The sequence below is a fragment of the Pseudonocardia xinjiangensis genome (assembly GCF_012911925.1).
Classification (GTDB): domain Bacteria; phylum Actinomycetota; class Actinomycetes; order Mycobacteriales; family Pseudonocardiaceae; genus Pseudonocardia; species Pseudonocardia xinjiangensis.
This window is the reverse complement of the sequence record NZ_JAAXKY010000012.1, coordinates 59,774-81,106: the sequence shown is the minus strand read 5'-3', so window position 1 is coordinate 81,106 and position 21,333 is coordinate 59,774. Positions and strand designations below refer to the sequence as shown.

The 21,333-nt window shown below is 71.0% G+C and carries 20 protein-coding genes and 1 pseudogene; 8 read left to right on the top strand and 13 right to left on the bottom strand.

The features are described 5' to 3' along the window. The 9 genes and pseudogenes from HF577_RS06520 to HF577_RS06480 all read right to left on the bottom strand — a co-directional run. Nucleotides 1–360 (bottom strand): annotated as a pseudogene (locus HF577_RS06520) (hypothetical protein); the annotation flags it as partial. 2 nt (nucleotides 361–362) lie between these two features. Further along, the gene (locus tag HF577_RS06515) at nucleotides 363–1,499 is read right to left on the bottom strand and encodes an ABC transporter ATP-binding protein (protein ID WP_169394827.1); all 1,137 of its coding nucleotides are present in this window, start codon (nucleotides 1,497–1,499) and stop codon (nucleotides 363–365) included. Continuing rightward, a complete protein-coding gene (locus HF577_RS06510) occupies nucleotides 1,499–2,320 on the bottom strand; it encodes a carbohydrate ABC transporter permease (protein WP_169394826.1) in 822 nt (273 codons plus the stop codon). Before HF577_RS06510 ends, HF577_RS06515 begins: the two co-directional genes overlap by 1 nt. Further along, the gene (locus HF577_RS06505; protein WP_169394825.1) at nucleotides 2,317–3,240 is read right to left on the bottom strand and encodes a carbohydrate ABC transporter permease; all 924 of its coding nucleotides are present in this window, start codon (nucleotides 3,238–3,240) and stop codon (nucleotides 2,317–2,319) included. Before HF577_RS06505 ends, HF577_RS06510 begins: the two co-directional genes overlap by 4 nt. Continuing rightward, nucleotides 3,212–4,624 carry an extracellular solute-binding protein gene (locus HF577_RS06500; RefSeq protein WP_169394824.1) on the bottom strand — a complete coding sequence of 471 codons (1,413 nt, stop codon included), beginning with the start codon at nucleotides 4,622–4,624 and terminating at the stop codon, nucleotides 3,212–3,214. Before HF577_RS06500 ends, HF577_RS06505 begins: the two co-directional genes overlap by 29 nt. A gap of 107 nt (nucleotides 4,625–4,731) precedes the next feature. Next, the gene (locus tag HF577_RS06495; protein WP_169394823.1) at nucleotides 4,732–5,472 is read right to left on the bottom strand and encodes a GntR family transcriptional regulator; all 741 of its coding nucleotides are present in this window, start codon (nucleotides 5,470–5,472) and stop codon (nucleotides 4,732–4,734) included. Beyond that, on the bottom strand, nucleotides 5,472–8,330 hold the full coding sequence (locus tag HF577_RS06490; protein WP_169394822.1) for a glycoside hydrolase family 38 N-terminal domain-containing protein: 2,859 nt from the start codon (nucleotides 8,328–8,330) through the stop codon (nucleotides 5,472–5,474). The genes HF577_RS06495 and HF577_RS06490 overlap by 1 nt, the downstream gene beginning before the upstream one ends. Before the next feature lie 121 nt (nucleotides 8,331–8,451). After that, entirely contained in the window at nucleotides 8,452–9,180 is a 729-nt protein-coding gene (locus tag HF577_RS06485; protein ID WP_169394821.1) for a ferredoxin reductase, read from the bottom strand. Between the two features lie 243 nt (nucleotides 9,181–9,423). Continuing rightward, nucleotides 9,424–9,831 (bottom strand): hypothetical protein, encoded by a 408-nt coding sequence (locus HF577_RS06480; RefSeq protein WP_169394820.1) that lies wholly within the window; start codon nucleotides 9,829–9,831, stop codon nucleotides 9,424–9,426. Between the two features lie 590 nt (nucleotides 9,832–10,421). Here HF577_RS06480 and HF577_RS06475 point away from each other — a divergent pair. The 5 genes from HF577_RS06475 to HF577_RS06455 all read left to right on the top strand — a co-directional run bounded on the left by HF577_RS06475 (nucleotide 10,422) and on the right by HF577_RS06455 (nucleotide 13,478). Next, nucleotides 10,422–10,739, top strand: a complete 318-nt coding sequence (locus HF577_RS06475; RefSeq protein ID WP_169394819.1) for a hypothetical protein — start codon at nucleotides 10,422–10,424, stop codon at nucleotides 10,737–10,739. Between the two features lie 194 nt (nucleotides 10,740–10,933). Further along, nucleotides 10,934–11,344 carry a hypothetical protein gene (locus tag HF577_RS06470; protein WP_169394818.1) on the top strand — a complete coding sequence of 137 codons (411 nt, stop codon included), beginning with the start codon at nucleotides 10,934–10,936 and terminating at the stop codon, nucleotides 11,342–11,344. 521 nt (nucleotides 11,345–11,865) lie between these two features. Beyond that, complete coding sequence (locus HF577_RS06465; RefSeq protein WP_169394817.1) at nucleotides 11,866–12,246, top strand: hypothetical protein; 381 nt, start codon at nucleotides 11,866–11,868, stop codon at nucleotides 12,244–12,246. Then, complete coding sequence (locus HF577_RS06460; RefSeq protein ID WP_169394816.1) at nucleotides 12,247–13,143, top strand: peptidoglycan recognition protein family protein; 897 nt, start codon at nucleotides 12,247–12,249, stop codon at nucleotides 13,141–13,143. Further along, the gene (locus HF577_RS06455; protein ID WP_169394815.1) at nucleotides 13,140–13,478 is read left to right on the top strand and encodes a hypothetical protein; all 339 of its coding nucleotides are present in this window, start codon (nucleotides 13,140–13,142) and stop codon (nucleotides 13,476–13,478) included. The genes HF577_RS06460 and HF577_RS06455 overlap by 4 nt, the downstream gene beginning before the upstream one ends. A 10-nt stretch (nucleotides 13,479–13,488) precedes the next feature. Here HF577_RS06455 and HF577_RS06450 read toward each other — a convergent pair whose 3' ends face one another. The 4 genes from HF577_RS06450 to HF577_RS06435 all read right to left on the bottom strand — a co-directional run bounded on the left by HF577_RS06450 (nucleotide 13,489) and on the right by HF577_RS06435 (nucleotide 16,394). After that, entirely contained in the window at nucleotides 13,489–13,743 is a 255-nt protein-coding gene (locus HF577_RS06450) for a hypothetical protein (RefSeq protein ID WP_169394814.1), read from the bottom strand. Nucleotides 13,744–14,217: 474 nt separating this feature from the next. After that, nucleotides 14,218–14,706 (bottom strand): Lsr2 dimerization domain-containing protein, encoded by a 489-nt coding sequence (locus HF577_RS06445; RefSeq protein WP_169394813.1) that lies wholly within the window; start codon nucleotides 14,704–14,706, stop codon nucleotides 14,218–14,220. 457 nt (nucleotides 14,707–15,163) lie between these two features. Beyond that, complete coding sequence (locus tag HF577_RS06440) at nucleotides 15,164–15,772, bottom strand: sulfite oxidase-like oxidoreductase (RefSeq protein WP_169394812.1); 609 nt, start codon at nucleotides 15,770–15,772, stop codon at nucleotides 15,164–15,166. A gap of 28 nt (nucleotides 15,773–15,800) precedes the next feature. Next, complete coding sequence (locus HF577_RS06435; protein ID WP_312858973.1) at nucleotides 15,801–16,394, bottom strand: PadR family transcriptional regulator; 594 nt, start codon at nucleotides 16,392–16,394, stop codon at nucleotides 15,801–15,803. 205 nt (nucleotides 16,395–16,599) lie between these two features. Between HF577_RS06435 and HF577_RS06430 the strand changes: the two genes are divergently transcribed. From HF577_RS06430 to HF577_RS06420, 3 genes are read left to right on the top strand one after another with little or no spacing between them, the layout of a single operon-like run. After that, a complete protein-coding gene (locus HF577_RS06430; RefSeq protein WP_169394811.1) occupies nucleotides 16,600–18,105 on the top strand; it encodes a class I adenylate-forming enzyme family protein in 1,506 nt (501 codons plus the stop codon). Further along, nucleotides 18,098–20,560 (top strand): xanthine dehydrogenase family protein molybdopterin-binding subunit, encoded by a 2,463-nt coding sequence (locus HF577_RS06425; protein ID WP_169394810.1) that lies wholly within the window; start codon nucleotides 18,098–18,100, stop codon nucleotides 20,558–20,560. Before HF577_RS06430 ends, HF577_RS06425 begins: the two co-directional genes overlap by 8 nt. Next, nucleotides 20,551–21,330 carry an enoyl-CoA hydratase/isomerase family protein gene (locus HF577_RS06420; protein WP_169394809.1) on the top strand — a complete coding sequence of 260 codons (780 nt, stop codon included), beginning with the start codon at nucleotides 20,551–20,553 and terminating at the stop codon, nucleotides 21,328–21,330. The genes HF577_RS06425 and HF577_RS06420 overlap by 10 nt, the downstream gene beginning before the upstream one ends. Nucleotides 21,331–21,333 lie beyond the last annotated feature (3 nt).

The following is a 21,333-nucleotide window of genomic DNA, read 5'->3' as shown; positions in this document are numbered from 1 at the left end:
GGGCACGGGGGGAGGGGCGTCCGCGCTGGTGTCCACCACCAGCTCGTACGCGAGCCCCTCGACCGGTACCCGGTGCAGCCCGAGACAGACGTGCCAGGTGCCGGCGTCGAGCGGCCCGGGCAGGTAGCCGGGCGTCGCCCGGTCCGCGGTGATCGTGAACGAGTCGCGGGCCCCGCCGGACCAGCCCCGGAACCCCGCCGGGGAGAAGCAGCCCAGGTCCAGCACGCCCGCGCCGCGGTCGAACGCGAGCCGGACGGCGAGGGCACTCGCCCCGGCCGGGACGTCGACCGGGAGCTCCTGGTAGAAGTTCTCGGCGCGGTCCTCGAGGCTCCAGCGGCCGCGGTGCACCGTCCGTGCCACGGTCAGTCCCCCGCGCCGGCCAGCACGGGCTCGCCCGCGCCGGCCCGCTCGCTGCCCACCAGCTCGCCGTCGTCGTGCCGGTAGAGCAGCACCCGCTCGGGCGCGGCCACCGCCCACCCGCGCGAGCCGATCTCCGGTTCCTGCCCCTCGGGCACGGTCACCTGCACGATGCGTGCGCCGTCGGCGCCGCCGGGCACCTCCAGCGAGACGAGCGAGCCCACGCCCATGTTCTCGACGATGGCCACCACGCCCTCGATGCCGGTCGGCTCGGCCTCGCGGTGCAGGGTCATGTACTCCGGACGTGCCGCGAACACGAGCTTCTCCCCGTCGCGGACGTGCGGGCCTGCGGCCGCCGGCAGCGGCAGCGTCGTGCCCGCCACCCGCAGGGTGTCGCGGTCGGCCACGGCGTCGAGCAGGTTCATCGGCGTCGACCCGATGAAGCTCGCCACGAACGTGCTGGCCGGGCGCTGGAACACCTCGGTGGGGGTGCCGATCTGGCGGATCCGCCCGGCGTCCATGACGGCCATCCGGTCGCTCATCGCCAGTGCCTCGGCCTGGTCGTGGGTGACGAAGACCGTGGTGACACCGAGGTCGCGCTGCAGCCGCTTGAGGAACGTGCGGGCCTCCAGCCGCAGCCGGGCGTCGAGATTGGACAGCGGCTCGTCGAAGAGGAAGACCTTCGGGTGGCACGCCACCGCCCTGGCCAGTGCCGCCCGCTGCTGCTGGCCGCCCGACAGCTGGCCGGGGCGCCGGTCGAGCAGGCCGCCCAGGCTCAGGCCCTCGGCGGTCTCCTCGGCCTTGGCGTGGCGCTCCGGCCTGCCCATCTTCCGGATCCGCAGGGGGTAGGCGATGTTGTCGCGCACCGTCATGTGCGGGAAGAGCGCGTAGTCCTGGAAGACCATCGCGATGTCGCGGGCGCCCGGTGCCAGGCCCGTGACGTCGCGGCCGCCGATCAGGATGTGGCCGCCCGTCACCGTCTCCAGGCCGGCGATGGAGCGCAGCAGCGTGGTCTTCCCGCAGCCCGACGGCCCGAGCAGGGCGAAGAACTCGCCGTCGGCGATGGTGAGGTCCAGGCCGTCGACGGCACGGACGCCGCCCGGGTACTCCTTGACCAGCCGGCGCAGCTCGATGTCGGCCATCAGCGCTTGATCCCTCCGTGGAAGCGGAACCCGTAGCGCCGGTTGACGAAGACGTACATCGCGACGACGGGGATCGAGTAGAGCAACGAGAACGCCGAGATCAGCCCCAGGTCGGCCTGGCCGCCCTCGGTGTAGAAGGTGTAGAGCACCACCGCGGCCGGGGACTTGTCCGGGCTGCGCAGCAGGATGAACGGGGTGAGGAAGTTCCCCCACACGTTCACCACCGTCCATACCGCGATCGTGGCGATCCCGGGCCGCACCACCGGCAGCACGATGTCACGCAGGATCTGCAGCGGCCCGGCGCCGAACACCCGCGCCGACTCCTCGTAGGAGCGCGGGGTGGCGTCCATGAAGTCCTTGAGGATGAAGATCGCCGCCGGCAGCAGCCCCCCGCTCAGCACGAGCACCACGCCGAGCTGAGAGTCGATGAGGTTCAGCTCGAACATCAGCAGGAAGATCGGCACCATCGCGGCCGTGCCGGTGACGATCGAGGAGAGCAGCAGCAGCGCGTAGAGCAGGCCGTCCCGGCCCGGGATCCGCACCCGGGACAGCGCGTACGCGGCCAGCGCGCCGAGCACCGTCACCACCACCATGGAGCCCAGCGCCAGCAGCACGGAGTTGCCGAGCGACGCGAGCGCGTACGGGTTGTCGAGCAGCCCGGCGAAGTTCTGCCAGGTCCACTCCGGGAGCGAGGTCGTGAGCGTGGGCGTGCGGTCGAACGGCGCGAGGAGCAGCCACAGCACCGGGAGGGCCATGAACGCGGTGATGACGGCGATCAGCACGTAGAAGCCGACCCGGCCGACGAGCTCGCGCGGGCTCATGACCGGCGCTCCCGCAGCAGGCGCAGGTAGACCACCGCGAGCACGAGGTTGATCAGCAGCATGAGCAGCGAGATCGCGGTGCCGAACCCGAGCTGCCCGTCGAAGATCGCCGACTCGTAGACGAAGACCGGGAGGATCTCCGACCGGTTGTCCGGCCCGCCCGCCGTGATGAGGTAGGGGGCGAAGTCGTTGAACGTCCAGAGGCTGATCAGCAGCAGGTTGGTGAGGACGTGGCCGCGGATGTGCGGGAAGACCACGTCGCGCAGCTGCTGCCACCCGGACGCGCCCACCATGCGCGCGGTCTCGAGCTGGGACGGCGGCACGGCATTGAGAGCCGCGCTGAACAGCAGCATCGAGAAGGCCGTGCCGCGCCACGTGTTGAACACGATGATCGACAGCATCGGGTACTCGAGCAGCCACGCCATGCCCGGCGTGCCGAGCAGCGCGTTGACCGTGCCGCTGTCGCGGTCCAGCAGCGCGATCCAGAGGAACGCGACCACCGAGCTCGGCAGGATCCAGGCCAGCATCACGAACGCCTCGACGACGCCGCGCACGACCCGCGGGACCGTACGCAACGTCGCGGCCAGTACGAAGCCGAGGATGCTCTGCCCGATCACCGCCGAGCCGATCACGTACAGCAGCGTCAGCCACAGCGAGTTGAGGAACTCGGGGTCGCGCAGGGCCCTGACGTAGTTGTCGAGCCCGACGAACTGGGGCCGCGCCGCGGCGATGCCGGTGAGCCGGTAGTTCGTGAGCCCCAGGTAGAGGGTCCACAGCGCGGGGTAGACCAGGAAGATCGCGATCAGCACCAGCGCGGGCACGACGAACGCCGAGGCGCGGACCCGTCCCAGGCCTGCGGCGTCCGTCGCGGCCTCCCGCGCGGGGGCGAGGTCAGCCGGAGGTGATGTCGTCAGCGCCACCGAGCGCACCCTCCAGAGCGGTCCGGTACTCCTGCGCGGCCTGGTCGGGCGCGGTGCCCGCCACGACCGCCCCCGTGGCCTCCTGCAGCGCCTGCGACACCTGCGGGTACTCCGCGAGGCCCGGCCGGTAGGCGGTGATGGGCAGCACCTGGGTGGCCACGAAGCCGAGCATCGGGTCGTTGCCGAGCACGTCGGCGTTGACGTCGTCGCGCTGGGTGATCCGCGCGGTGCCCAGCTGGGCGCGCACGGCCTCGGCCGAGTTCATGAACTGGAGCAGCTGCCACGCCTGCTGGGGGTACTCGGTGTGGGGGTTCAGCGCGCGCACGGAACCGCCGGACATGCTCACGAAGTCCTGGCCGCCCAGGCCCTTGCCCGGCTGCTGGGCAGGGATCTTCGCGTAGCCGACCACCTGGTCCCGGTTCGGCATCGGAGCGATGCCGTCCGTGGGTGACACGACCGCGCGCCAGAAGTAGTCGCTCTCCAGCAGGATGCCGATCCGACCGGCCGCGAACTCCTGGAACGACTTGTCCCGGCCCTTCGCCTCCTGCTGCAGCTGGGGGTCGCCGAGCGCGCCACCGTAGATCGACTGGTAGAGCCCGAGCGCGTCCCGCAGCTGCTGGGTGTCGCCCAGCCACTTGCCGTCGGCGTGGAGCGCCGCACCGGTCCCGGCCAGCAGGGGGAGCACGCCCTGCATGGTGGTGGCCTCGCCCATCGCGGTGCCGGCGTTGAGCTGGATCGGGTCGACGCCGGGCAGCTGCTTGAGCTTCGCACCCGCGTCGAGCACGTCCTGCCAGCTGGTGGGCTGCCAGTCGGCAGGCAGCCCCGCCCGGGCGAACAGCTCCTTGTTGAAGAACAGCACCCGGCCGTCGGTGCCGTACGGGACGCCATAGCGCTGCCCGTCGAACGTCGCCAGCTGCTCGACGGGGTCGGGGATCTGGGCCCAGCCGTCCCAGCTGCCCGCGGCCGGGCCGACCAGCTGGTCGAGCGGCTGGATGTAGCCGGCCTGGGCGAACTCACCCACCCAGATGCCGTCGAGCGCGACGATGTCGGCGCCACCGCCGCTGCGCATGTCGAGCGACAGCTTGGTCTTGTACTGCTCGTCGTCGACGCCCGACGGCTGCAGGGTGACGGTCGCCTGCACGCCCTGGTCGGCCATCCGCTTCGTGAACTGCGGGATGACGTAGTCGACGATCCAGTCGGCCTCCTGGGCGTTCTTGCCGCCCTGGGCCACGTTGGCCGCGATCGTCAGGGAGACCGTCGTGGCGTCGGCGTTGCGCTGGGGGTCGCCCCCGCTCGCCGTCCCGCCACCTGCGCAGCCCGCGAGCGCGAGCGCGGTCACCGCCACGAGTGCCGGCGCGATCCGGGCCGTTCTGCTGCCTGCCATGCCCACCTCATTGTGCGTACGTGACGACATGATCAGCGGGACTATGTCATGACTTATCCGGGTTCGTCGATGACAGTTGGATATCGGCTCAGCGTCCGGATATAGGCTCAGCGTCCGGTGAGTGCCACTTCGAACGAGTACCGGGAGGCGCGGTAGAGGTGGTCGCCGTACTCCACCACGACGCCCCGGTCGTCGAACGTCGTGCGCCGCATGGTGAGCAGCGGGGCGCCCCGCGGCTCGTCGAGCAGCCGGGCCTCCGCCCCGGACGCCTTGCGGGCGCCGATGCTCTGCTGCGCGGCGGCGAGCGTGACGCCGGCGTCGCGCAGCACCTCGTAGAGGCCCCGCTCCTCGAGCACCGCGGAGTCGAGCTGGACGAGGTCGGCGCGCAGGTGGTTGCGCAGGATGGCGAGGGGCTCGCCCCGCGTGCGGCGCAGCCGCTCCAACGCCAGCACCGCGGTGCCCTCCGGCACCTCCAGGGCCGCCGCGACCACGCCCGACGCGGCCTGCACGGTGTGGGACAGGACCGCGGTCGTCGGTTGCCGGCCGGAGCCGGACAGGTCGTCGAACAGGCTGGTGAGCCCCACCGGGCGGCGCACCCGGGCCCGGGCGACGTGCGTGCCGACCCCGCGCCTGCGCACCAGCAGGCCCTTGTCCACGAGGTACTGGATCGCCTGGCGCATGGTGGGCCGGGAGAGCCCCAGCTCCTCGGCGAGTGCGATCTCGTTGTCCAGCCGCGCTCCCGGGGGCAGCTCACCGGACTCGATGGCCTGCTCGAGCTGGCGGGCGACCTGGAAGTAGAGGGGTACCGGGCTGGCCCGGTCGACGACGACCTGCGGGCGGCCGGCCATCACTTGCTCCCCGTCGCCGTGGACTCGTCGATCCGGACGGTCGCGATCTCCCAGGGGCGCAGCGGCAGCTCCAGCCGCCCCGCGGTCACCGGCAGCTCCCGCGTGGTCCGGCCGCGCAGGTCGACGGTGCGGGCGGCGGCGAACGGGCCGCTGAGCGCCGCCGTGGCCGGCTCGGGGGACTGCGCCACCATGCGCACCTCGAGCCCGCCGTCGCGGCGGCGCACGCTCGTGAGCGCCGCCCCCTCGAGGGCCAGGCCCCGGTGGCTCTCCAGCGGACCCGTGACGTCTGCCTCTCCCGGGGCCGCGTGCAGCGGGTGCCGGTAGCGCTCGCCCGCGCCGACGAGGTCGGCGTCGACCCAGGTGCCGGCGTGGGGGAGCACCGCGAGCGCGACGGTGGTGGTGCCGATCATCTGCGCCTGCGGGGTGGGGATCTGCGGGCCCGCGGGCTCCTCCCGGTACGGGTGCACGTTGCGGCTGATCTGTCCGGTGCAGCGCAGGACGGTGAGGGCCAGCTCGCCGTCGGCCAGCTCGTACTCGCAGGCCTGGGTGAGCAGCAGCCCGGCCCCACCTGCGTCGACGAAGCCGTGTGCCGGGAACGTCGGCAGCGGGTGCTCACCGCTGGGTGCGGAGCCGGCCGAGCGGGCGTCGAGACCGTCGCCGCCCTCCGCGGTGAGTCCCCGCTCCACCACCGCGAACTGGCCCTCGGCGTGCGACGCCGACGCCGGTCGGGCCGGCGGCACGTGCAGGCGCACGCGGTGGTCGGCGCTGCGGTTGTCGATCGCGAGCTCCAGGCGCACGAACGGCTCGCCCGCGCGCAGCTCCACCCGCATCGACACGCTCGCCGGTTCGCACGCGTCGCTGCGCCGGTCGTGCGCCCAGTCCATCGCGGCGGGCCAGGAGTAGGAGCGGTCCACGGTGATCGCGGCGCGCAGCGGTCCCCCGTCCGGCGCCGTGACCTCGACGGTCCGCGGCGCGTCGAGCACGGTGTCCGTGGCGGGTGGCGCGTAGTTGTAGGTGTCGCCGCGGTCTGCACCGTCGACGATCCGGCCGACGCCGTCGAGCACGGTGCCGTCGGCCGCGGCGATCCGCAGCGTGCCGTCGTCGCGCACGTCCACGCGCACGAGGCCGTTGTCGAGGCAGCGGTCCTGCGCCTGCACCGGATGCGGGACGAGCTCCGGGACCGGCGCTGTTGCCCCGGTGGCTGCCACCGGGCGAACCGAGGCCCAGCCCAGCGCGGGCACGGTCACCGGTCCGGTGAGCACCCGGCGCTCCCGCGCGCGCAGCCGGACCGCCCAGGTCCCGTCGACGGCCGCGGCGGCGACGGCGGCGCGCAGGGCGTCCGGGTCGAAGGGCTCCGCGCCGCCGTGGCGGGCGAGGTCGAACTCCAGGACGCGCTCGCCGGCGTGCACCTCCCACGTGACGATCTCGAGGCCGAACAGCTCGCGGCCGTGGATGCGCGGGAAGAACGTGGGGAGCGCCGCGGCGGCCATCCGCTCCTCGTGCAGCAGTGCCGGGGTGCGGCTCTCGACCTGCGTGGGTGCCACGGTGCCGTCGGCATGCTGCAGCGCGACCGCCGGCCACTCGGCGGGCACCTCCAGATCCAGCGTCACGAGGTCGGTGCGGTCGGCCGCCGACGGGTTGACCACGACGACCGCGTCCCGGGGGACGCCGCGTCCGATGCCGCCCACCACCCGGTCGCGGACGGCCTGGCCCAGCTGCTCGGCCTCGGAGATGCGGGCGAACACCTGAACGGCGGTCTCGTCCACACCGCATCCGGTGACGGAGTCGTGCCCCGACGCGTCGACGAGCCGCCACCAGGCCATGTCCAGGAACCGCTGCGGCCACGTTGGCGACCACAGAGCGGCCAGCGGCTCGGCGTAGCGCTCCACCATCCGCTCGGCCCGGGCCATGGCCTGCTTCAGGTGCGGGCGCACCGACAGCACGCCGGGCAGGATGTTGGCCGCCGCGTGGCTGCGCAGCTCACCCCGCACGACCGCGATGCGGTCGTCGTCCGCGTTCCGCGCGGTGATGTAGTCGCCGAGGGTGGTGATCTCCATGTGCACCGGCGCGCCGTCCTCCGCCAGCCCGGACACGAGGCCGACCAGCGAGCGCACCGGGGCCGAGTGGTCGGTGCCGTACATGCCCAGCACCGGCTCGGTGCCGAACACCGGACGCAGTGCGGCCTCCAGCGCCACCGCGCGCTGCGCGAACAGGGCGGGGTCGGCGAAGAGGGACGCTGCGTTGCCGTAGCCCCCGACCAGGTACTCCACCCGCACCGCGCTGCCGTCCGGTGCGACCCAGCGGAACGCGTGACCGTCCACGGAGGCGGGCACGCCGCGCCACAGGCAGGCGTGGGCGAAGCCGGCGGAGGCGAGGATCTGCGGCATCTGAGCGCAGTGCCCGAACTCGTCGGGCAGGTACCCGACGGGCATCGCCGCACCGAGCTCGTCGGCCCGGGCCCGCCCCAGCTCCAGGTTGCGGATGATGTTCTCGCCGGAGACCAGGAACTCGTCGAGCAGGATCTGCCACGGGCCGACCGCGAGCCGGCCGCGCCGCACCAGCGTCGCGATGCGGTCCCGGTTCTCGGGGCGCACCTCGAGGTAGTCGTCGACCGCGGCCATCTGGCCGTCGAGGGTGAAGCGGAAGCGGGGGTCCGCCTCGGCCCACTCGAGGACGTCGTCGAGCAGGTCGACCAGCCGGAGCCGGAAGCGCTGGAACGGCTCGTACCACTCTCGGTCCCAGTGGGTGTGCGGGACCAGATGGACGGTCGCCGGGCCCGTCGTCGCCTGCCCGTTCGCCGCGGCCGCGCCGGTCGTGGTTGCGCTGGTCGGGACTGCCCCGGTCGTCGTTCCGGTCATGCGCTGGCTGCCTCGCTTCGATCGGGGTGCCGGGGCCCACTATTGGTCCTGACAACCTAACGATCATCGACGAGTATGTCGATGGTGACCGGTTCGTCCCGGGTCGCCGCCGCGTCCGGTGTCAGCCGGACGGCCCGAACCGCTCCACCCGGATGCGCTCCACCGGCACGCCGGCCTCGAGCAGCACACCGGTGGCCGCGTCGGCGAAGCCGGGGGAGCCGCACACGTAGACGTCCTCGCCGCCGCGTACGAGCGGCGCGATGTCGGCCACGGCGATCCGGCCTGCCGTGCGACCCGCTCCCGGTGGGGCCTGCCGGGTGTAGACCACCACGGTCTCCGGTCCGGGCAGCTCGTCGGCGTAGTAGAGCTCGCCCGGTGAGCGGGCCGACACCACGAGCCGCACGAGATCGGAGTGGCCGGTGGCCCGGGCCTCGCGCAGCATGGCCATCAGCGGCACCACGCCGGAGCCGCCGCCGACGAGCAGTGCCGATGTGTCGCCCGTCCAGACGAAGAAGCCGCCGATCGGCCCGCGGACCTCGAGCTCGTCGCCCGGCTGCACCACCTCGTGCAGGAACTCGGAGACCTCACCACCCTCCAGCCTCTCGACCGTCAGCTCGATCTCGCCGGACCCGTCGGGCGCGGAGGCCACCGAGTAGGACCGCGATGCGGTGTAGCCGTCGGGCGCGGTGAGGCGCAGGACGTAGTGCTGCCCGGCGAGGTGGGGGCGCGGTTCCGGCAGTGCGAGGCGGAACGTGCGCGCCCGCGGCGTCTCGTCCCGGACGCTGAGCACGCGGGCCGTCTGCCAGCGCAAGGTCCGGCGGTGGGTGGTGTCACCGGGGGTGAGGCTCATCGCCGGGCCACCGACCTGAACGGTTGCGGGTACGTGTTACGTCGCATGGACACTCCAGGACCGGGCTGGACGGGCTTCGGGTGGTCGGCCCGACCGCCCAGGAGACTGTACGGCGTCGCGCCGGCGGGCGGCGCCCGTCGGGCCGGCAGCGACCGCGACCCCGGGGCCGAGCATCTCCCTGCTGCCGGACCGTCGAATATCCGGCCGACGGCGATATGCGCTCCCTCCGATAATCCGCCGGCGTCATACGGAACCGAGAATATCCTCGACCATCGCATAAACCGCGTCGCGCTGCTGTGACGGGAGCTTGGCCAGCTCCTGCGCCATCTCCTCCAACGTCAGCACCCGCCGCCTGCTGGATTCTCCCAGATGGTCGCGGACCTGCTGTTCCGCATAATCCGTGAGGTAGCCGAGATCGACGAGGATGGCCCACCGCAGCTCCGACAGGGTCAGCCCGGGTAGCCGGGACAGGGCGTCGATCGTCGCCGGGTGCGGCGCCCGCATCGAGCCGTCCGACGATACGTGAGCCGACTTGTGTAACCGTTCTATCGTCGCGTGCGACAGGCCGGTGAGGCGCGCGGCGTCCCGGTAGCTGTACTGGCCGCCGACACCGGCCCGCGTGAGTAAGTTGCCGATCTCCGAGGTTGTCATGATCTTCTGCTGCTCCGTTCGCGAGCCTTCGTCTCGGGTTACGGGCCGCCCGTGATCCGTCGTGAATGACCATTGGCGTGATAGCGGTCGTGAAAGCGCTGGTGAGGGCCATGATCACGGATTCGCGCCGTGATCATCGGTGTCCCGTGTTGTTTGACACAAGCACCGCCCGGGTGTACCAATGGTTCCTCCGAACTGATCTGCATGAACAACATCAAACAGGGCTGTCAGCGGAGGACGCAGCCGCCCTTCGGCGGGCCTCGCCCTTCCCGGTGACCTGCACCACCAGGTGACGATAACAGAGAGTATGGCACGTCGTGGCAGGTTCGTCTAATCAGGTGAGACAGCGGTAGGGGTGGAACAACTGGTTAAGGGTGAAGTGGCCGCGCGTCTGTGAGTAGGTGGTCCCTCCGTCGTCGGGAGTCGGACGGGTCGGGTCCAACGTTTATCCATATCGGTAAGTGTGACGTCCGCTACCGCGTTTCGGAAGTCGAGGCCGAATAAATGCCCGGTAGTATCCATCCGCCGCCATCGCCGGCCTGGCTGGTCGCCAGGCCGACCACTCCGGACGAAGGTCTCAGGGTTCCGCCGTGAACGAGGCGTCACACATAACAGGATACGGTGCCGACCGTCCCGACGAAAATCCCGATGATAATCCCGAAGAGAACTTCGATGACGAGCACGGTGTGGAACGCGGCGACGTGGCGGTCGCGGACTGGTACATCGAGGCACTGAAATACATCCTCGCCTCGATACTCGAATCGAACGAGCAGGACGGCGACAACCATCGCATGCTCGTCGACGGTCGGTGCGTGAGCTGCGGCAGATCCTTCGTCGTCCTCGTCGTGCCGACGCACATCATGGCCAACGCCATGCGTATCCATAACATGGCCGGGCCGCCCGAATAATCTCCGACCGGTTGCTGTCTCCGGACATCGGCCGGTCCCCGAATCTACGACTCAGGTACTCGGTGTCACATCAGATACGACAGGAGAACGTCATGGCAGGCGAAATCTGGAAACCCCGCAGTCGTGCTCTGCCCGAGGGCGGGGCCGAACATCCGCACGGCACCGTGCGGGCCTGACGGGGCCACGGGGCAGTCATGGAGAAAGTAAACGGCGACGACGAGGATTGCTGGGCCGCGGTCCGGAGGATCGGTGAGGCCCTGGTTCCGGACGGGCAGGGGGCCGGCGGTGCTGCTTTCCGGGCGTTTCTGATCTACCGGGCCGAGCACGGCGGGCCGGCGAACCACGGGCCGACGTGCGGGGATGTGCTGGACGCCGGAAACGGGCTCGGCAGCGTGCTCGCCGAGATCAACGTGGCGCTGGGCCTCCCTCCGATTACGCCGGCGAGCAGGACGATCAGGGCTGCCCGCACGACCGCCGCGGCAGCGCGAGAAAACTCGGTACCGGCAGCGGGGCCGCAGCCTGCGGGACGCGCGGTCTATTACGGTGCCGTCATCGGTACCTCGGACAAGGAGTTGACCCCCGAGCATGAAACAGATGACCAATGAGGTGCCGACCGGGGTGAGCCGGTCCGGGCTCCCCTCGGGGGAATGGTTCGAGCGGCCCGTTTCGCATGCCCGCACTGTCACATAGGATTAGACGTGGCGCACGCGAAGCTGTCGCCTGTGAAGACCGACGAGATACTCGGCACGATCTCGCTCATCGCGGGAGAGCGCGCCCTGTTGTCCAGTGGCGAAATCCGAGAGTGGACCGGGCGGGCCTGGAAGATAATTCCGGGTGACTGGCGGCCGCCTCGGCCGGATCGCCGATGAGCTGATATCGAGGCGTGGCCGGCCGGGCGCCGTGGAGTGCCCTGGCCGTATTGGCGGGACCTAGCGAGGTGGCAGCATGACGTACGCCCGTTCGATTTCTTCGATGACTCCTTCGTTCGTGACCGGTCGGCGGTCGGCGGGTGGGCCGAGTGCCGAAGCCGTGCCGTGAACGACTCGCCGCGGTCGTGCCGTGTGCTCCGGTTCGGCCGTGGCGCGCAATGCCGAGGGCCGGCCCGTCGAGCGGACGGCTGATCGACATGGCAGATGACGGTGGCAATCTCCTCACGGTTTATCTCACGCTCGCGCTGAGCGCGATAACCATGCTGGTGCTGATCAGCGCGAAACTGCGGGAGTTACTGGCGCCGGTTTTCTGGTGGCTCGGTCGCGGCCGGGCCCTGGGTCGGATGAAGCGGGTGGACGACGCCGAGAACGCCCGGGTCGCTGACCTGACACGGCAGGTGGAGTACCTGGCGTCGCGCGTCTCGACGCTCGAGACGGACGCTGCTGCTCATCGAATCATGGTCATGGAACATGCGACCTGGGATGTCTACGCGATTATCGAGGCGGGGAAGGCCGGGGTGACGCTGGAACCACCGCCGGCTCTGCTCACTCACCATATCGCGACACGGGAGGTCTGAATGAGCGTGCGCTGGGGCGATTGGCGCCCCCTTGGTCCACAGACGCAGTCGAAGATGTCTCGGCACGACATCATCTGCCTGCATACGATGGTCGGCACCCTCGCCGGCACCGATTCTTATTTCCGGCAGTCCGGATACGGCGGCACCGAGTCCCACTGGGGAGTCGGTGGTGATGGTCGGGTGTTCCAGTGGCAGGACACGGACTACGTGGCCGAGGCGAACCTGAACGGTAACCATCACGTGCTCTCCGTGGAGACCGCCGACATCGGTCCGGAGTTTCCCCGGTGGGACACGGCCGACGGTGCTGAGGTGCCGGCGTGGACCGAGGCGCAGATGGACTCCTTGGCGGAGATCATCGCCCGGTGCTGCGTCGAGTACGACATCCCCTGCGCGCTGATTCCGGACAGTCTGCCGGGTCGGCGAGGCATCGGGTACCACCGGCAGGGCGTTCGGCCCTACATGGTCGCCGGCGGGGAACTATGGTCCGCCGCCAACGGCAAGGTTTGTCCGGGAGACCGGCGAATCGCACAGATTCCGGATGTGATTTCGAAAGCTCAGGCAGTTATCGGAGGTAATGAGATGTCCGCTGAGACCGAACGCAAGATCGACGAGATCCACACCGAGCTCGTCAAGCGCCTCGACTCCCGGGTCCACCACATGGGCGACCCGGACAACATGTACGGCCACGTGGTGTCCGTACGGAACATGTTGACCGACATGCACCGGCAGCTGTGCGCCGTGCTCGACGGCATGGCCGGCCGGCCGGGCCCTGACCGGGACACCCAGTGGGGGCACAACATGTCGACGTTTGCGCGGGTCAAGCGCATGGAAGCCAAGCTCGCGGAGATCAAGACCACCCTCGCAGGCCTGCTGCCGGAGGAAGGTCGGCAGAAATGATGATCGGGACTGCGCAGCTGCTCTCGCTGGTGATCGGGATCGTGCTGCCCGTGGTGGTCGCCGCGGTCACCCGCTATGCGGCCTCGGACGCGATCCGGGCCGTGGTGCTGGCGGCGCTGGCCGGCGCGACGGCGGTTCTCACCGAGTGGGGCAGGGCCGTTGCGGCGGGCGACGCGTTCGAGTGGCAGGTCTCCGCGTTCGCCGCACTGGGCACGTTCATCGTGGCCGTGTCGACGTACTTCGGCCTCTGGAAGCCGACCGGTGTCTCGGAGGCGGTCAAGCTCGTGCCCGCCGGTTTCGTCGGCGGCCGTCATGCGGCGAAGAGCAAGGACTGACCCGGCCGTTCTACGCATGCAGCCGGGGACAGCCGCAGCCCGTCGCGCTGCACTCGCTGCCGCGACGGTAGTGCTCGTGGGTCGCCACGGTGTGTCCGCAGGCGCAGAGGCCGGTCGACGGCGGGCGACCGGCGAGGATCGCCCACGCCGCCCCCACCACGATCAGTGCGAGCAGGACGGTGACGGGGTGGTCGGAGGCGAACGCGTACGCGTCGGTGAGGAGCGAGTGGATCCAGAGCCAGGCGGCGGCGGTCCTCAGGACCACCGGCTGCGGTCGAGGGGTGGCGCAGCCGGACCTGCGCGACGGTTGTCGTCCGTGAGTCGGGAAGCGTGACAATGGTGTGGCATCACGATATACACATCGATCATCCCCCTTGAGGCTCTTTGTCGCCTCCGAGAGTCCGCGCACATTTCCGAAGTGTCAAGTGTGATGTGACAGGTTCACTCGCTTGCGACCAGCGGTGCAGATCCCCGGAGCCGGTCGGGGCCGGACCGCTCGGCCTGGGGATTTCGGTTCGTCGATTATCGCACCGTCGAGGTGTGGTGGCCGAATATGCGGCCGGAATCGAGAAACGGACGTGGGTGGGGGGCGATCGCGGCGGTGCGCCGGTGCATTGAGCGGCGCGTCTTGCTCGTTGCTGATATGCGCACTCGGGCGCCGGCGCGGTTGGTCACGCGCCGGCGCCGGGCGCCGGTCGCCATCCGCGTGCACGGGTTCGGGGAAGGGCCGAAGGTGCGGTCAGGCCATCGCCCCGACGGTGGCCTGAGTGTCGTCCGCGGGCTCGTCGGCTTCGAGGTCCGGCCCGGCGGCCGCGGAGTCCGACACGAGGAACTCGGCGGGGATCTGGCCTCGTGCAACGCCCTCCCGGTACCCGGCCAGCACGTGGGAGGGGAGACGGCCGCGAATACCGATCTCGCCGCCTGTGCTCTTGAACCACGCACGGGCCATGGCGTTCTCGTCGTTCGCCGCCGTGATCTTGCCGGCGGTGCCGGCCGGTGCGGAGGTGGGCCTGCCTGCGCCGTTCCTGCGCCGCGCGGCCACCGGCCCGGGCCGGACGATCCGGGCGAACGTGATCCACTTCTCGAAATCGGCGCTGATCGCTGCACGGTTCTCCTCGCCGAGATCGATTTCGTAGGTCGTGCCCTGGAAGGCGAACGTGACCTGGGCACCCTCTGCCGGGATTTCTTCGCCAGAGACGTCGTCGACGAACTGCATGCGGGTGCCCATGGGGATGCCCTCTCCGTTCAGGGGATGGAAGAATGGATCTTGACCGGGGGGTGTCAGAAGATGAAAGACACCGTAGGGCACCCGGTCGGATTAGCGCAACTCATTCGCCTGCGACACTCCGGAATGATGTGTTTGTCGGCGACAATGGTCAGTCGATCGGCCAAAGGTGCAGGGGGAAACTTCGAAAAACTCACATCGACGGTGGCAGGCACACCTGCCTGTGAGGATCCATGAGGTGAGTCGGCGAGTCGGCCGGATGGGCCGCTCCTGCGACGTGCGGCGAGCGGACCGCCGGAGGCGCGACGGGCGGGTTACGTATTTCGAATTTGCTTCAATATCGGCGAGATATTCATATCCGTTGGATATCTGATTTCGAGGGCAGGGTGAATGCAGCGGCCGGTCGCCCGGTCCGGCCTCACCCCGCCCCGCCCGTGTCGTCCCTGCCGGGAAGGGGCCGTCAGTCGCCCTGGTAGCGCTGCTCGGCCCAGGGGTCGCCCCGGTCGTGGTAGCCGTTGCGCTCCCAGAACCCCGGTTCGTCGTGGTCCATCAGGCGCAGGCCCGACACCCACTTCGCGCTCTTCCAGAAGTACAGGTGCGGCACCAGCAGCCGCGCGGGACCGCCGTGCTCGACGGTCAGAGGAGACCCATCGGCGTCCCAGACCACCCAGGCCTTGCCGTCGGTGATGTCGGCCAGCGGCAGGTTCGTGGTGTAGCCCGTGTGCGACACGGCCATCACATGCGTGGCGCTCGGCAGCGGGCGCGCCGCCTCGAGCAGGGTGTCGACGGAGATGCCGTCGAAGGTCATGTCGAACTTGGACCAGGTGGTGACGCAATGGATGGCACCGTCGTAGCGGGAGCGGGGGAGGGCGTGGATCTCGTCCCACGTCCAGCTCACCTCGTGCTCGACCAACCCCTCGACGGTGAACGTCCAGGTGTCGGTGGAGATCCGCGGGGTGGCTTCGGCGTGCAGCACCGGCCACTGGTCGCGCGCGTCGTACTGGCCAGGGGGGAGCCGGGGGTCGCGTTCGCCGCGACGCCCGAAGAATCCTCGTGTGATGCCCGCCATGGTGGGGTAAGTCCTCCGGGAGCCCGTTTCATTCCGACGTGGGGGCGCCCGGAGTGGCGGTCGACCTCTCCCGTGCCCGGCGCAGGCGGTCGAGGTCGCCCTCCACGAGCGCCGTCCAGAACCGTAGCGCGGCGTACTCCATCTCGAGACCCAGCTCCAGGGTGATCATCCGGGGGCGGCTCGCGGGATCGCCCCCGAACCGCTCCACCATCGCCTCGTAGACCGCGATGCGCTCCTGGTGCTGCTTGATCTGCTCGGTGGCCAGGGTCGGGACGTTGCCCGGCTCGCCCACCTCGTTGAAGAACAGCTTGAGCTCGGCGATGTCGCGCATCTGGAAGTGCTCGTCGGTGGGCGAGGCGAGCCAGGCCCGCAGCGCGTCCCGTCCGCTGTCGGTGAGGGAGTAGGTCCGGCGCCGCCGCCCGCTGTCCTCGACCGACAGCGCGAGCAGCCCGGCGGCGGCGAGGCGTTCCGGCTCGGAGTACAGCTGCGCGTGGGGGAAGTTCCAGAAGTAGCCGACCGAGTGCCCCACGGCCCGCTTGAGGTCGTACGGCGTGGACGGCCCACGTAGCGCGATCATCCCCAGCACGACGTAGGACGTCGGGGACAGCCGGACCGTGGACACGGTCCGGATCCTAGCGAACCATCCGGGTAGGACCGTCCGGTCTTGCCGGTCGGGGTCCCTCCGGCACCGTTTGCGACATCCGCGACGGCCTGCGGCATCGGCAGCCGACCCCGGACGTCCGCCACGACGCCGCGCGGCCGTCGGGGTTGCCGGGCGAACATCTCCTCAGTACGGTCCGAGACAGACCGTGTGATGAGGGAGGGTCATGGACCTGGCGACCACTCTGGGTTGGGCGGCACAGCGCCATCCCGGGCGTCGTGCGGTCGGCGGAGCCGGGCGGCACCTCACCTACCGGCAGTGGGACGCCCGCACCAACCAGCTCGCCAGGGCACTGGAGGCCGAGGGCGTGCGGCCCGGCGACCGCGTCGCCCTCTCGGTCACCGGCGGGGAGCCGCTGGCGAGCCTGCACCTGGCCGCGCAGAAGCTCGGCGCGGTGTCGGTGCCGCTGTCCACCCGGTTCGGCCCCGACGAGCTGGGGTACTGCCTCGGCGACGCCGCCGCGACGCTGCTGGTCACCGACCCGGCCACGGCGGAGCGGGCGGCCGGCGTCGCGGGTGGGGTCCCCGTCCGCGACGTGGCCGAGATCGACGCCCGCGGCGCCGACGAACCGGACGGGGCGCTGCCGCCCGTCCCGGAGGGCGAGGTGAGCGTGATGCTCTACACCTCCGGCACCACCGGACGGCCGAAAGGCGTGCCGCGCACCCACCGGGCGGAGCACAGCGCCGCCGTGGCGCACGCGATCCAGACCCAGCAGCGCCAGGGCGAGGTGGTGCTCGGCGTGATGCCGATGTTCCACACCATGGGCCTGCGCACCCTGCTGGCCAGCATCGTCGTCGGGGGGACGTGGGTCGCCCAGCCCGAGTTCGACGTGGAGTCGTCGCTGGAGCTGATGCGCGCGGAGAACGTCACCTCGCTGTACCTCGTGCCCACGATCTACTGGTCGCTGCTGCACAGCGGGCGACTCGGCGAGGTGGCGACCCTGGACCGGCTCAGCTACGCGGGCGCGGCGATGACACCCACGCTGGCCGAGCAGCTCGTGGCGGCCGTGGCGCCCACGGCGTTCGTCAACCACTTCGGCAGCACCGAGATCTACACGTTCACCGTCGGGCCGGACGTGGCCGCGAAGCCCGGCTCGGCCGGCCGCGCCGGGATCTTCTCGCAGGTCCGGCTGGTCGCCCCGGAGGTCGGCGCGCCGCCGGACGCGCTGGTCGGACCGGGGGAGCAGGGGCAGGTGATCGTCTCGATGGGGAGCCCGGAGGCGTTCGCGGGGTACTGGCACCGGCCCGACGCGGACGAAAAGGCGATCCGGGACGGCTGGTACTACACCGGCGACCTGGCGACCACCGACCACGACGGCGACCTCTGGGTGTCCGGCCGGGTCGACGACATGATCAACTCAGGCGGCGAGAACATCTACCCCGACGAGATCGAGGCGGCGCTCGCGCGCTGTGCCGCCGTTGTCGACGTGTGCGTGGTCGGCCTCCCCGACGAGCGGTGGGGGCACGCGGTCACGGCGTTCGTGGTGCCGGCGCAGGGGATCGTCCCCGCCACGGCGGTTGCCGAGACCGTCGCCCACGCCCGGGCGGTGCTGCCGTCGCTGAAGCGCCCGAAACGGGTCATCGCCGTCGAGGCGATCCCCCGCTCCGGGGTGGGCAAGACCCTGCGGCGCACGCTGGTCGCCGGCGAGTTCGAGGCGCTGGCCGATGTCTGAGGCAGTGATCGAAGAAGGGGTCCCGGAGCCGGCGGTCCGGTGGGCACCGGCGCGCATCGAGGACGGTCCGCTGGTCGCGGGGCAGGGCCGGTTCCTCGACGACATGGACCCCCTGCCCGGCACGCTCGTGGCCGCGGTGGTGCGCTCGACGCAGCCGCACGCCCGGCTGCGATCCGTCGATCTGTCCCGGGCGCGGTCCTACCCCGGCGTCGCGGCGGTGGTCGGGCCCGACGAGGTGCGCGCCGCGCTGCGGCCGTTCCCCCTGTCCACCGGCACCGCGATGCCCTACTACCCGACCGGGGTCGACAAGGTGCGCTTCGTCGGGGAGCCGATCGCCGTCGTCGTCGCCACGGACCGGTTCACCGCAGAGGACGCCGCCGAGCTGGTGCGGGTGGACTACGAGCCGCTCGACGTGGTGGTCGGTGCCCGCGCGGCGCTGGCGCCCGGCGCGCCGCTGCTGCACGAGGAGGCGGGCTCGAACGTGGCGACCGACCGGACCTTCCGGTTCGGCCCGGTGCAGGACGCGTTCGCCGCCGCCGAGCGCGACGGCGGGCACGTGGTGGAGGGCGAGTACGACTTCCCGCGCTACTCGTCGGTGCCGATGGAGTGCTACAGCGTCATCGCGAACTGGCAGCGCACCGACAGCGGGCCCGGCGTCGAGGCGTGGGCCAACTTCCACGGGCCGTTCACCATGGTCCCGGTGATGGCAGGCGCGCTGGGCCTCCCGACGTCGGCGGTGCGGCTGCACGTCCCGGCCGACATCGGGGGCAGCTTCGGCATCAAGGCCGGGATCTACCCCTACGTGGTGCTGATGGCGCTGGCCTCGAAGCACTCGGGCACGCCGGTGCGCTGGACCGAGGACCGCGTCGAGCACCTGCTGGCCAGCTCGTCGGGCGCGGACCGCGTGATGCGCTTCGCGGCGGCCGTGACCGCGTCCGGTGAGGTGACGGCGCTGCGGGTCGACCTGGTCGACAACGTGGGCGCCTACCTGCGCCCGCCGGAGCCGTCCACGCTCTACCGCTGCTACGGCAACATCACCGGGCCGTACCGGATCGCGGCGGTCGAGATCAGGGCGCGCGCGGTGGTCACCAACTCGATGCCGACCGGGCTCAACCGCGGCTTCGGCGGCCAGCAGCTGTACTTCGGCCTGGAACGGCTGATGGACGCCGTGGCCGACGCGACCGGGCTCGACGTCGTGGAGGTCCGGCGCCGCAACCTCGTCGAGGCCTTCCCGTACGAGACGCCCACCGGCGGCTGCTACGACTCCGGTGACTACGCAGCCGCCCTCGACCTCGCCGTCCGCAGCGCCGACCTCGGCGAACTGCGGGAACGGCAGGCCGCAGCCCGGGCCGAGGGGGTGCACTACGGCATCGGCGTCGGGCTCGTCGTCGATCCCTCCGGCACGAACATCGGCTACGTCGGGCTCGCCACCCCCGCCGAGCAACGCAGGCCGGGCCGGGACAAGTCCGGGTCCACCGAGCACGTGCGGATCTCCGTGGACGTGCAGGGGATCGTCACGGTGCTGCTCGGCTCGGTGCCCCAGGGGCAGGGCCACGCCACCGTCGCGCGCCAGGTGGCCGCCGACCGGCTCGGGCTGCCCGTCGAGCAGGTACGCGTGGTCGTCGACATGGACACCGCCACCACGCCGTGGACGGTGACGTCGGGGAGCTACTCGTCGCGCTTCGCGCCGCTCGTCACCAGCGCGGTGGTGCAGGCGGCCGACCGGATCGCGGCGACGTTGCGCGCCGCGGCGTCGGTGATGCTCGACGTGCCCGCCGACGAGCTGCGTCTCGTGGACGGCACCGTCGCGCACCCCTCCGGCCCGAGCGTGCTGTTCCGGCACGCCGCGGGGGTGGTGCACTGGGACCCGGCGTCGCTGCCGCCCGGCACCTCCGCACGGCTCTACGAGGAGGCGGCGTTCGCCCCCCGGGAGACCAGCGCGGCCACCCGGGACGACCGGATCAACTCCTCGCTCTGCTACGGGTTCGTCGCCGAGATCGTCGCCGTGCGGATCGACCCGGACACCCTGGAGATCGCGATCGACCGTGTCTCCTCCGTCCACGACGCCGGGACCGTGCTCAACCAGCAGCTCCTCGACGGCCAGGTGCACGGCGCGCTGGTGCACGCCCTCGGCGGCGCCGCGTACGAGGAGTTCACCTACGCCCCATCCGGGCAGCCGACGTCGGCGACCTTCCTCGACTACCTCTGCCCCACCAGCGCCGAGACCGGCTACGACCTGCGCACCGACCACGTTGTCAGCCCCTCACCTCTCACCCCGCTCGGGGCGAAGGGGTGTGGTGAGGGGTCCTCGATGAGCTTCCCGGTCGCGTTCGCCAACGCCGTGGCCGACGCGCTCGCGCCGTCCGGCGTCGGGATCACCCGGCTGCCGTTGCACGGCGAGGTGCTGCACCAGCTGTTGGAGAAGAACGAGAAGGAGAACCCACCATGGCGTTGACCGGCGGAGAGGTCCTGCTGGAGCGCGGGCACGACGGGCGCGTCGCGTACCTGACGCTCTCCAACGGGCCCTACACCGTGATCACGTGGGAGATGCGCCAGCTCGTGGCGGAGCGGTTCGCCGTCCTCGACGCCGACCCGGACGTGCGGGTGGTCGTGGTGCGGTCCGACGGTGAGCACTTCACCTCCGGCGGTGACATCGCGGGGTTCATGGAGGTGGACCCGATCGACTTCACCGATCTCGGCCACAACGTCACCGCAGCGGCGCGGAGCCCGAAACCCGTGATCGCCGCGGTCGACGGGTACTGCTTCGGCGTCGGGCTGGAGATGGCGTTGTCCTGCGACATCCGCCTCGCCACCCCGCGCAGCCAGTTCGCCCTGCCCGAGATGAACCTCGGCATGATCCCGGGATCGGGCGGCACCCAGCGGCTCGCCCGGCTGATCGGGCTGTCGCGGGCGAAGTTCCACATCATGACGGCCACCCGGATCCAGGCCGCACAGGCGCTGGACTGGGGGATCGTCGCCGGCCTCTACGACGACCGGGAGGCGCTGTACGCGGCCGCCGACGAGCTCGCGGCGCGGATGGCCGCCTTCTCACCGGCGGCCCAGCGCACGGCGAAGGAGGTGCTCGACAAGGGCGCCGACGGGCCTCTCTACACCGGCATCGAGCTGGAGCGGAAGGCCTACGCGATGCTGCGCGCCACGCACGACTTCGCCGAGGGCGTCGCCGCGTTCACCGAGAAGCGCAAGCCGGAGTTCACCGGACGGTGAGGC

Coding starts and splice junctions, on each gene's coding strand:
- HF577_RS06515 (WP_169394827.1), bottom strand. CDS start 1,499: ATGGCCGACATCGAGCTGCGCCGGCTGGTCAAGGAGTACCCGGGCGGC.
- HF577_RS06510 (WP_169394826.1), bottom strand. CDS start 2,320: ATGAGCCCGCGCGAGCTCGTCGGCCGGGTCGGCTTCTACGTGCTGATC.
- HF577_RS06500 (WP_169394824.1), bottom strand. CDS start 4,624: ATGGCAGGCAGCAGAACGGCCCGGATCGCGCCGGCACTCGTGGCGGTG.
- HF577_RS06495 (WP_169394823.1), bottom strand. CDS start 5,472: ATGGCCGGCCGCCCGCAGGTCGTCGTCGACCGGGCCAGCCCGGTACCC.
- HF577_RS06490 (WP_169394822.1), bottom strand. CDS start 8,330: ATGACCGGAACGACGACCGGGGCAGTCCCGACCAGCGCAACCACGACC.
- HF577_RS06485 (WP_169394821.1), bottom strand. CDS start 9,180: ATGAGCCTCACCCCCGGTGACACCACCCACCGCCGGACCTTGCGCTGG.
- HF577_RS06480 (WP_169394820.1), bottom strand. CDS start 9,831: ATGACAACCTCGGAGATCGGCAACTTACTCACGCGGGCCGGTGTCGGC.
- HF577_RS06470 (WP_169394818.1), top strand. CDS start 10,934: ATGGAGAAAGTAAACGGCGACGACGAGGATTGCTGGGCCGCGGTCCGG.
- HF577_RS06465 (WP_169394817.1), top strand. CDS start 11,866: ATGGCAGATGACGGTGGCAATCTCCTCACGGTTTATCTCACGCTCGCG.
- HF577_RS06460 (WP_169394816.1), top strand. CDS start 12,247: ATGAGCGTGCGCTGGGGCGATTGGCGCCCCCTTGGTCCACAGACGCAG.
- HF577_RS06455 (WP_169394815.1), top strand. CDS start 13,140: ATGATGATCGGGACTGCGCAGCTGCTCTCGCTGGTGATCGGGATCGTG.
- HF577_RS06445 (WP_169394813.1), bottom strand. CDS start 14,706: ATGGGCACCCGCATGCAGTTCGTCGACGACGTCTCTGGCGAAGAAATC.
- HF577_RS06440 (WP_169394812.1), bottom strand. CDS start 15,772: ATGGCGGGCATCACACGAGGATTCTTCGGGCGTCGCGGCGAACGCGAC.
- HF577_RS06430 (WP_169394811.1), top strand. CDS start 16,600: ATGGACCTGGCGACCACTCTGGGTTGGGCGGCACAGCGCCATCCCGGG.
- HF577_RS06425 (WP_169394810.1), top strand. CDS start 18,098: ATGTCTGAGGCAGTGATCGAAGAAGGGGTCCCGGAGCCGGCGGTCCGG.
- HF577_RS06420 (WP_169394809.1), top strand. CDS start 20,551: ATGGCGTTGACCGGCGGAGAGGTCCTGCTGGAGCGCGGGCACGACGGG.